The 9,290-nt window shown below is 70.4% G+C and carries 6 protein-coding genes and 3 pseudogenes; 3 read left to right on the top strand and 6 right to left on the bottom strand.

Going from position 1 to position 9,290, the window contains the following annotated elements; genetic code table 11:
* Both CCN51_RS32400 and CCN51_RS32395 read right to left on the bottom strand, forming a co-directional pair.
* A partial coding sequence (locus tag CCN51_RS32400) for a bifunctional glycosyltransferase 87/phosphatase PAP2 family protein (protein ID WP_086860411.1) occupies positions 1–1,829 on the bottom strand: 1,829 nt, incomplete at its 3' end.
* A gap of 357 nt (positions 1,830–2,186) precedes the next feature.
* Positions 2,187–2,726: a hypothetical protein gene (locus CCN51_RS32395; protein WP_043487729.1), complete on the bottom strand. Its 540-nt coding sequence runs from the start codon at positions 2,724–2,726 to the stop codon at positions 2,187–2,189.
* Between the two features lie 144 nt (positions 2,727–2,870).
* Here CCN51_RS32395 and CCN51_RS32390 point away from each other — a divergent pair, with 144 nt between their 5' ends.
* On the top strand, positions 2,871–3,626 hold the full coding sequence (locus CCN51_RS32390) for a dienelactone hydrolase family protein (RefSeq protein ID WP_014180125.1): 756 nt from the start codon (positions 2,871–2,873) through the stop codon (positions 3,624–3,626).
* Between the two features lie 121 nt (positions 3,627–3,747).
* Positions 3,748–4,341: a dihydrofolate reductase family protein gene (locus CCN51_RS32385; protein ID WP_014180124.1), complete on the top strand. Its 594-nt coding sequence runs from the start codon at positions 3,748–3,750 to the stop codon at positions 4,339–4,341.
* Here CCN51_RS32385 and CCN51_RS32380 read toward each other — a convergent pair.
* Together CCN51_RS32380 and CCN51_RS32375 are read right to left on the bottom strand one after the other, a co-directional pair.
* A complete protein-coding gene (locus CCN51_RS32380) occupies positions 4,338–5,081 on the bottom strand; it encodes a class I SAM-dependent methyltransferase (RefSeq protein WP_014180123.1) in 744 nt (247 codons plus the stop codon). The genes CCN51_RS32385 and CCN51_RS32380 overlap by 4 nt on opposite strands.
* Positions 5,082–5,306: 225 nt before the next feature.
* Positions 5,307–5,591, bottom strand: a pseudogene (locus CCN51_RS32375) (VOC family protein); the annotation flags it as partial.
* A 367-nt stretch (positions 5,592–5,958) separates the two neighbouring features.
* On the opposite strand from CCN51_RS32375, the pseudogene CCN51_RS32370 reads away from it, so the two are divergent.
* A pseudogene (locus tag CCN51_RS32370) lies at positions 5,959–6,479 on the top strand (DUF1062 domain-containing protein).
* Positions 6,480–6,533: 54 nt separating this feature from the next.
* Here CCN51_RS32370 and CCN51_RS32365 read toward each other — a convergent pair.
* The gene (locus tag CCN51_RS32365) at positions 6,534–8,516 is read right to left on the bottom strand and encodes an FHA domain-containing protein (RefSeq protein WP_014180119.1); all 1,983 of its coding nucleotides are present in this window, start codon (positions 8,514–8,516) and stop codon (positions 6,534–6,536) included.
* A gap of 56 nt (positions 8,517–8,572) precedes the next feature.
* Positions 8,573–9,290, bottom strand: a pseudogene (locus CCN51_RS32360) (serine/threonine-protein kinase); the annotation flags it as partial.

The following is a 9,290-nucleotide window of genomic DNA, read 5'->3' as shown; positions in this document are numbered from 1 at the left end:
TATCCGCTGATGACCACCGCGGTGATCGTCGGTACGGCGAACCACTGGTTGCTGGACGCGGTGGTCATCAGCGGATACATCAGCCCGAGGATCTTCATCCACAGATACGGCGCCACCAGTGCGATCACGACCCCGCACCACAGCGACCACCCCACGTGCAGTGAGGGCATGGCCGCGTACTGGTTGGACAGCTCGGTCAGCGCGCCGAAGTCCGGATTGTCCAGGTCCTGCGGTCCGTGCGCGGTGTCGATGAAGCCGAGGCCCATCAGCCGGGGCGGGGCGGTCGGGTAGAGCCAGAAGCCGACCAGCGCGAGGAGCGTGGCGAAGGCGAGCGGGGTGCGGGCCCAGCGGTAGGTGACGGGGCGGCGCAGATAGAGCCAGGCCAGCAGGGACAGTGGCACCAGGAAGTGGAAGGTGCTGTAGTACCAGTTCATGGTGTCTTTCAGCCATGGTGTGTCCGCCACCACGCCGTTGAACCAGTGCTCGATGTCGATATGCAGCCACTTCTCGGCGGTGAGGATCTGGTGCCCGTGGCTCTCCGCGAGGGTCCGCGAATCGGGGGCGTGCGCGCGGACGTAGGAGTACCCGAAGTAACCGATACGGATGAACATCAACTCGAGCATGAGGTTCGGGCGGGACAGCGGCCGCCGCACGAAGCGCAGCAGCGGCACCCAGGCGAAGCGCCCCTGGACCGGTTCCGCGACCGGGGTCGGGGCCGGGTTGTCCCACGCCGGGGAGGTGCGGGACAGGAAGGGCACCAGGCAGGCGGCGGCGAGGGCCGCCAGCAGCGGTGCGTTATATCCGATATGACCAAGAATATCGATATCGGGCAGCAGCGCCTGGCGGTTGAGGGTCATCGCCAGCACCACCAGCGCCGGCCACACCAGCCGGTCCGTGGCGCGCTTGCCGACCCGCCCGACGACGGCCAGCAGGATCCACAGCTGCTGGTACTGCCAGGACGTGGGCGAAACCGCCAGCGCCACACTGCCGGTGATCGCCGCCGCCAGCAGCAGCTGCCCGTCCTTGGCGTAGTGCGCGGCGCGCCGCAGACCGACCACGGCCACCGCCACGACGAGCACCGCGAGCAGCACCAGCTCGGCCGGGCCCGAGAGACCGACCCTCAGCAGCAGTCCGTGCAGGGACTGGTTGGCCAGACCGTCCGGAGGCGCGCCGAGCCCGGCGCCGCCGAAGTGGTGGATCCAGTACGTCCACGAGTCGTGCGGCATCAGGGCCCAGGCGAGCGCGGAGCAGCCGGCGAAGGTGGCGCCCGCGAGGGCCGCCGCATACCGCCGCCCGATGAGCCACAGGACCACCGCGAACAGCAGCAGCGCGGGCTGCAGCGCCGCGGCGACCCCGATCAGCACACCCGTCTGCCGCTCCGAGGTCCTGGGCAGCACGGTGAAAAGCACCAGCAGCACCGGGATGATGCTGGTCTGGCCGAGCGTGAAGGTGTTCCGTACCGGCAGGGACAGCACCAGCAGGCTGATCGCCACGGGCGCGGCGAGCAGCGAGGTGCGCCGGGAGACGGGGCCGGGCAGGGAGCGGGCCGCGACCAGGCCGAGCACCACGACCAGCAGCAGGGTGCCGAAGGTCCAGGCGTAGCCGAGGCTCTGCTCGGCGGCGCGCGTCAGCGGCTTGAGGACCAGCCCGGAGAACGGCGTCCCGGTGAACGCGTCCCCGTCGTACAGCGATCCGCTCACATGGAGGACGCCCTGCTCACCGATCCAGGTCTCGAGGTCGGTCAGCCGCTCGTCGGGTGGCAGCCGCAGCACGGCCGCGGCCTGACGGACGGCCAGCACACCGGCGAGGAGCCACAGCGCTCCCAGCATCAGTGCGTTCCGTGACGTCCGAGCCCCGACGGGACCGGGGTTCGACCCCGTGCCCGGAGTTCTCCCCAGTCCGCTTCGCTCCACGTTCGTCACGCCCTGCTGCTCCCCCACTCGCCCTTGTCATTCGGTCGGGATATTTGAGACCTTACTGAGCCCTGTACTCAGACGCGGAACACCCCCTCGTCACCTGACCGCCGTCAAGGGTTGTCCGAAAAGTACCGCTCGGTCGACTGGACGGGCCCGTGAGGTCTGCCCCAATTTCATCAGGCGTTCGGTCCGCACCGCGAATGTGACCCGCGGCACGGACCGGACGCCGCTCCCCTCGGGCAGCGGACCACCCCTACGGTCTGCCGCCGGTCACCACTGGCAGTGGACGTGGGTGGAGTGCCCGGAGTCGCCGGGGCCGAGCACGAGGACGGCGCCGTAGGACCGGCAGGCCCTCATGAACTTCTTGGCGTTGTTGTAGCCCGCACCGCTGGTGCTGACCCGCTTGCCGTTGACGGTGCCGACGTCGAAGGCCCGGCCCGCGTAGTGCTTCGAGCCGCGCGAGTGACTGCCGCCCGCGACCTCGGTGACCCTGAAGGTGAACCTCTTCGCGGTGTTCAGCTTGAGCATCGAGTTGAGCATGGTCTTGTTGAGCGTGACCGAACCGCCGGGCGCGGTGCCGTAATGGCTGCGCTTGGCCTTCCGCCCGGCGGCGGTGTCCTTGATGTTCTGCTTGGCGTTCGCCTTGTCCGGGCGACCGCTGTCGTGCGTGGTGGCCAGGGAGATGCCCCGGTGGTTGAGTATCGACTTCGCGATGGCGGGGCGCGAGGCGGCCTCCGCGGTCGTCGCCGAGGCCATGACAGCCAGCGAGGAGGCCATGACCGCGGAGATCATGAGAGGCGTGCGCTTCATTGGTGATTCCCTCCGGATACGGTGATGCGGTCGGCCAGCCGACCGCCACGAAACACGGTCCCGGTGCGGCCATGGGGGAATCTTGCGCCTGTCTTGAATCGCCTACCAGACGCGGGCATACGAGATGAAAGAGGAGCGACGTCCATGACCAAGACGCGCGGAACAACTGTGGACATTCCCACCCCGGACGGCACCGCCGACGCCTATCTGACCCACCCCGACGACGGCACCCCCCACCCCGCGGTCCTGCTCTACATGGACATCTTCGGACCGCGCCCGCACCTGTGGAAGATGGCCGACCGCCTGGCCGCGGCGGGCTACACCGTGCTGATCCCCAACGTCTTCTACCGCCACGGCCGCGCACCGCTGGTGGAGCTCCCCGACTTCATCGGCCATGACACGCGCCCCGAGGTCTTCCAGGAGCTCATGTCCTTCCTCCCGTCGCTCACCCCCGAGGCGGCCATGCGCGACGTCGACGCCTATCTGCGGTGGCTGGCCGACTGTCCGCAGGCCACGGACGGACCAGTCGGCGTCACCGGCTACTGCATGGGCGCCCGCCTCGCCCTGCGTACGGCCGGCACGTTCCCCGAGCGGGTCGCGGCAATGGCCGGCTTCCACGGCGGGGACCTGGCCACCGAGGCCCCCGACAGCCCGCACCTGGTCGCCGACCGCATCACCGCCGAGGTGTACTTCGCCCACGCCGACCAGGACTCCTCGATGCCGCCCGAGCAGATGGACCGTCTCGAGGCGGCACTCACGGCCGCGGGCGTACGCCACCGCAGCGAGGTCTATCCGGGCGCGCAGCACGGCTTCACCCAGGCCGACACCGCCGCGTACAACGCGGACGGGGCCAAGCGCCACTGGGAAGCGCTTCTGGACCTCTTCGGCCGCACGCTCTGACCGCCCCGTCCTCCGGAGTGCCCCGCATCACGCTGCCGGTTCAAGTGGGCGCGATGAGTTTGGCGCGGCCCGGCGGTCTTTATCGCCGTAAGCCACGCAACGACCAGGAGGAGCAAGCCCCGTGCGCATCGTGATCAGTGAGTTCATCAGCCTGGACGGCGTCGTACAGGCCCCGGGCGGCCCCGAGGAGGACACCGAGGGCGGCTTCGCGCACGGCGGCTGGAGCCACCCGTTCTTCGACCCGGAGGCGGTGGGCGGCGCCGTCGCGGACGCGCTGTCCAAGGCCGAGGCACTGCTGTTCGGGCGCCGCACCTGGCAGACGATGGCCGCGGCGTGGCCCGAGCGGGCCGGCGACCCGTTCGCCGACCAGATGAACTCCATCCGGAAGTACGTGGTGTCCCAGACCCTGGGCGACGACCAGCTGACCTGGGACAACACCACACGCATCGCCGGCGGCGAGGCCGTCGCCCGCATCCGCGAGCTGCACGGGGCCGAAGGCGGCGACCTGTTGGTCATGGGCAGCCCCACGCTTGTCCGCACTCTCCTGCACGAGGGGCTGTTCGACGAGCTGCTGTTGATGCGCATGCCGGTGATCCTCGGCGGCGGAAAAACGATCTTCCCCGTCGACGGTGCGCTGCGCACGCTGGAGCTGGTATCCACGGCGACCGGCGGCACGGGCGTACAGGTGTGTACGTACCGGCCGGCCGCCGGCTAGCCGCGTCGGCGGAACAGGGCCGTCCAGAGGAAGGGTTCTCCGAAGAGCGGGGAGCCGGGCGATTCGTCGTGCATACGGCGCAGCTCGACTTCCTCCAGACCGGAGAAGATCCAGCGCAGGGACTTGGGGGTGTAGGCGAGGCCGCCGTGGAGGGCGGCCTCGCCGTACAGGGCCGCGTCGGGGAGTTCGGAGCCCATGCCCGACTCCCCCGCCGCGAAGCAGGCGAGGGCGAAATGGCCCCCGGGAGCCAGGGCGCGGTCGAGGAGCCCGAGGTAGCTGACGCGGCGGTGCGGCGGCAGGTGGTGAAAGCAGCCGGAGTCGTAGATCAGGTCGTACGGCCCGCCCAGTTGCTCATCGGTGAGGGCGAACGCGTCGCCACAGTGGAACCGAATACTGCTGGCCTTGGCCTCGCGGGCGCGGTCCTCGGCCCAGGCGATGGCCGTCGATGAGAGATCGACAGCGTCCACCTCGAAGCCCTGGGCGGCAAGGTGGAGGGCGTTACGGCCAGGGCCGCAACCCAGGTCGAGGGCTCGGCCGGGGGAGGCGATCAGCCCACGGTCGAGATACGACGCCAGGTTCTCGTCCGGCTTCGCCGCGAAGAACGGCACTGGCCTGGACCGGTCCGTATAGAACCCGTCCCACCAGGAGGCCCCGCCGTCCGTCCAGCGGTCGGCCTCCGGAGCGAACAGGCCGTCCAGGAGTCTCAACACGTCGTCAACTGTGCGTATGTTCCGGTCCACTCCGGTCCCCTCTCCCGATGCCCGAAACCTAGCCGCGGATGAGACAAAAGACCAGGTCAGACGGGGTAGCGGGGCGGCGGTGGCGGGCGTGTGAGGGGCCAGGAGGAAGCGCTCGGAGCGGGGGCCCACGGGTGCGTCCGACGGCCGCCAACACCCCCACGGAGGCCCGTCAGGACCCTTGACTCGTCACCCCCGAGGCGCCTTTCTCAAGCACTGGGAGAGACATCAGGAGGCCGGGGCGGCGCCGACGCAGAACTCGTTGCCCTCAGGGTCGGCCATCACGACATGATGCCTGTCGACCTCCTCCACGACCGTCCCACCCGCCCTCACCAGCCGCTCCGCCTCCGTCTTGATCCGCGCCCACCGCTCCTCGGCACCGCCGTGGCCCGGCACCCGGATGTCGATGTGAAGCCGGTTCTTCGCCGTCTTGGGCTCCGGCACCTTCAGAATCGACAGCCGGGGACCGACACCGTCCGGATCACAGAGCCACGCCCCGTCGTCCGCAGAGTCGTCCCGCCCTGTCGGACCCGGTCCCGCGCGGCGGGCTTCTGCCGCGGCGCGCCCTCCCCGCCCGAGGGCTGGTCTGGACGCGGGCCTGGGCACTGTCGGTTGGGCCGCTCACGCGGTGGCTTCTCCACCGAGATTCATCTGGCGGGCGACGGCGGCTGCCGCCCGCCCGAAAATCAGTGGCCCCGCACTCCCGTGTGCCGATAGCGTGCTCCCGCCCACAGTCACCCTGTCAAGGACGTGCCGTTGTACACCAAGTGAGCCCCCCAAGCGCTGATCCGTCGCGCGTCGCATATGTGCGCCGTGCTCCTTTTCGCTGCGGTCTTCTCACTGGAACCGGTGTAACTCTGTGTCCAAAAACTGGGCGGTCCTGCCCACCTGCCTGCCGATCGTTCTCCGCCATTGCCACAGGTGCGCCTCCGGGCACTTCTGGGCGAACGGCACCAAGCTCACGGTCCTGGAGCGGATGAACGTGCGTTCCGTGCAACCCGAGCTCCTGAACCTGCCGCACGACAACGACCCCGGCCCCGTAGCCGAACTGCTCCGGGACCCGGTCGTACGGCGCCGCGACGTGGGCGGCCCGGGTCGAACCGACCGGCCGGCCTGGCAGTCGCCGTACGGTCCGCCGCCGTACCGGACACACCGCGGCCGGTGGGCGCCTGTGCCGGGGTTGGCCAGGTCTGGGTCCGCTTTGCGGCGTGGATACCCGTGCGGCAGGTGCGACTGATCGCCGACGGCTTCGGCCTTCCGCGAACCGAGGTCGAGAGACTGCCGGCCGAGGGGAACCTCGTGTCGACAGTCCGCCTGAGCGGCAAGCTCTCGGGCGACTTCAATGCTGCTGAGGGCGTGCGCCGCGGCAGGTTGTTCAGGGGCGTCGGCCCCGCCCTGTGACCTGAGCCCCGCGTCGGCGTATGCGGGACCGGTCGCGGGCGGGGCGCCGTGCTGTCAGGCCGGGTCCAGGAGCGCCGGGGTGCGGGGGTCCGGGAGCTGGTCGGTCGCGCGGGGGGTGGCGGGGACGAAGACCGGGGCGTTCTGCTGGTAGAAGATGTCGATGTCCGCCTCCTCGCCGCCGACGATCAGCGTGTCCCACGCGCCGCTCTCCTGGAGCGTTCGCAGGGTCGCGGGGGCCAGCGTGGATAGGTGGGCCCGCAGTTCCTCGTCGTCGGGCAGGCCCGGCAGGCGCGCCGCGAGGCGGTCGCGGATCGCCCGCATGCGGTCCAGGAGGATCTCCAGGTCCGCCCCCGCTGATCCCGGAGCCTCAGAGCCCCCTGCAACCCCGGCAGCTGATCCGGCGACTCCGGCCGCCGCCGGGCCCGCCGTACTGTCCATGCTGCGGTCGATGATGTCCTTGATCGCTCGGGTCACGCCCCGCTCGTCCGTCGCGACCATCGCGTTCCACGCGCGGCTCTTGTGGCGGTACTGGAGCATTGACATCGCCGCCTCGTGGCGGATGAAGTCCGCGTCGCGCAGCGGGCGGCCCTGCCAGACGCTGCTGAGGGAGCGGGCCAGGGAGACGGCCGAGGCGAGGCCGCTGTTCAGGCCGCGGCCGGGCCAGAAGTGGATGGCGTTGGCCGCGTCGCCCAGCAGGAAGCCGTACGTCCCGGGGCGGTCGGCGGTGGGGCGGGTGAGCTGGGCGGTGAACCGCGGGCGCTGCACCATGTCCAGCCGGAACGAGGTAATCGCACTGAGGTCGTCCTCGGCGACGCCGAACAGCCGCAGCCCCTCCTGGATCCGCTTCCACAGCGCCGAGCTGCGCAGCAGCGCGGGCAGGAACAGCGTCCCGTGGGTCGGGCAGACGAACTCGTTGTCCTCGTGGCGGCTCATCACGCACGGCCGGGCCGCGATGCACTCCTCGAAGACCTGCCGCACCGGGTCGATGCCGATGACGTTGCGCGCCTCCTCGCGGGTCAGCCGCATGTTCAGGAAGCCCTCGCCGCGCAGCGAGTTCAGTAGGAACCGGTTCTGCGTCACCGTCAGCAGGACGCTCATCGGGTCCGAGAGCGGGGACTTGACCCGCAGCCCCAGCACCACGTCCTGGAGGTGCTCCCCGTTGAGGGAGTAGATGGAGGCGTCGGCCGCGCCGAAGCGGTCCGCGAAGTGCTCACGGGTGCGCGACCGGCCGCCCTCACAGATCACCAGCACGTGGTCGCGGGCGATGAGGTGTTCGCTCTCCGCCGGGTCGAACCGCTTGGGCACCAGCCGGATCGCGGACTTGCCGTTGGCCAGCTCCAGCAGCCGGTCCTCGATGTAGGCGATCCGGATGTTGCGGGGCGGCTGCCCGTTCACGGAGTCGGGCCCCAGCGGCCACATCTCGGAGAACTGGCCGTCCCCGAACAGCGCCGACCGCATCTCCTCCGTCAGCGCCAGATACTGCCGGCTCTGGACGGTGACGACCTGCTGGCGGCGGACGTTGCCGTGGGTCTCGTCCTTCCAGACCACGGTGGTGCCGCTGCGGACCCACCGGCCGTCGTAGACGGTGACGGAGACCCGCCCTGGCAGCGCCTCCTCCAGCAGCAGGGCGAAGGCGAGGCCGACCGGGCCGCCGCCGGTCACCGTGACCCGCAGCACGCCGGGGTCCATGGCCGCGTCGGCGCGGGGCAGGGCCATCTGGGAGAGGTCCATGACCGTCTCCATGGCCTCCTGCGTCTCGAACAGGAACGTCTCGTCGCCGATGCGTATGGTGTCGCCGGGCGTCAGCTCGTGCCGGGTGACGCGCTTGTCGTTGACGTACGTGCCGTTCCTGCTGTCGCGGTCGTGGAGCACGTACGCGGCGTCCTCCGTGACGATCTCGGCGTGCAGCCGGGAGGCGCTGACGCTGACGATGATGACGTCGTTGTCGCTCTTGCGTCCGAACGTCAGCGGAGCGTCGCCGAGGACCACGCTCTGACCGGCGAAGGGACCGGTGCGTCCCACGATGACCGACAACATGGAGACTCCTTAGAGGAAAGCCCGGTTGATTGAAGTATGCACGACATGTCGCCGGGTCACTCGTCGTTCGGACGGCATGTCACCGAGAACGGCACCGAGTTGGACTTGGCGTCGAACGGCGACTTGATTTCCACCGCCAGGGCGCTCCGCAGCGTCCCCTCCCGCGCCCACGTCGACAGCCGCACCGTCTCCTTCTTGGTAGTCGGGTCGCCCTCCCGGAACGTCAGCGTCCGCCACTGCTGGTCGATCACCGACCCGTTCTCCGAGACCCACCGGTAGGAGAACTGGACCGGAGGCCGGGTCGTCGTGAACGTCGCGGTGAACCAGGGCGCCTGGGCGTCGCCCGGAGGGCAACTCCCGTCGTAGGTGGTCGCGCCGCCCGCCACCGTCACCGACACGGGCTGCGACGCGCTTTTGCCGTTCCCCGTCCCGCCGTCCTCGTCCCCGCCGCCGTCCTTGCCCACGAGCGCGTAGGTCAGGCCCGCGCCGAGCAGGACCAGCACGGCCGCTCCTGCCCCGATCAGGTACGCGGTACGGCGGTTGCGCCGCGCGGGGGCGGGCGCGGAGCCGATGTCGTGCCCGAAGCCGGGGCCGGGCGCCGCGATCACGGGCCCGAACCCCTCGGGGGGAGGACCGAACGACGGAACCGGCGCCGGTACGGTCGCGGCGGGGGCCGCTGCGGCGGCCTCCGGCACCGGCACGGTCGCCGTCCCGCCGGTCGCGGGTGACCCCGCCGTGGGAGTGGCGGCCGTGGGAGTGGCGGCCGTAGGAGTG

This window comes from Streptomyces milbemycinicus (assembly GCF_002154605.1).
Taxonomy (GTDB): Bacteria; Actinomycetota; Actinomycetes; order Streptomycetales; family Streptomycetaceae; genus Streptomyces; species Streptomyces milbemycinicus.
This window is presented reverse-complemented; position numbering and strand designations above follow the sequence as displayed.